The organism is Aliamphritea spongicola (genome assembly GCF_017051665.1).
In the GTDB taxonomy this organism is placed as follows: domain Bacteria; phylum Pseudomonadota; class Gammaproteobacteria; order Pseudomonadales; family Balneatricaceae; genus Amphritea; species Amphritea spongicola.
Genome location: NZ_JAFIDL010000033.1, coordinates 1 through 447, shown reverse-complemented (window position 1 = coordinate 447; position 447 = coordinate 1). Strand labels below are relative to the sequence as shown.

The window sequence follows — 447 nt, the reverse complement described above, 5'->3', positions numbered from 1 at the left end:
AGGCCTGGGCGTCGGCTTCGGTCAGGGCGGCTTCCCCCAGCATGTCGTAGGAGTAGCGGAAGCCTTTTTCTTCCAGCTTGCGCGCGTTGGCCAGCGCCTCGGCGATGGTTTCGCCGGTCACGAACTGTTCGCCCATCAGGCGCATCGCCATGTCCACGCCTTTGCGGATCAGCGGCTCGCCGCTCTTGCTGATAATGCGGTTCAGCGAGCGGGACAGATTGGCTTCGTTATGGGTCGACACCAGCTTGCCGGTGAACAGCAGGCCCCAGGTGGCGGCGTTGACGAACAGCGACGGGCTGCGCCCCAGGTGCGAGTGCCAGTTGCCGTTGCTGATCTTGTCGCGGATCAGGACATCGCGGGTCGGTTTGTCCGGAATGCGCAGCAGCGCTTCCGCCAGGCACATCAGCGCTACGCCTTCCTGCGAGGAGAGGGAGAACTCTTGCAGCA

General features: G+C 64.0%; 1 pseudogene. It reads right to left on the bottom strand.

The features are described from left to right. A pseudogene (locus tag JYB63_RS22610) lies at positions 1–447 on the bottom strand (bifunctional proline dehydrogenase/L-glutamate gamma-semialdehyde dehydrogenase); the annotation flags it as partial.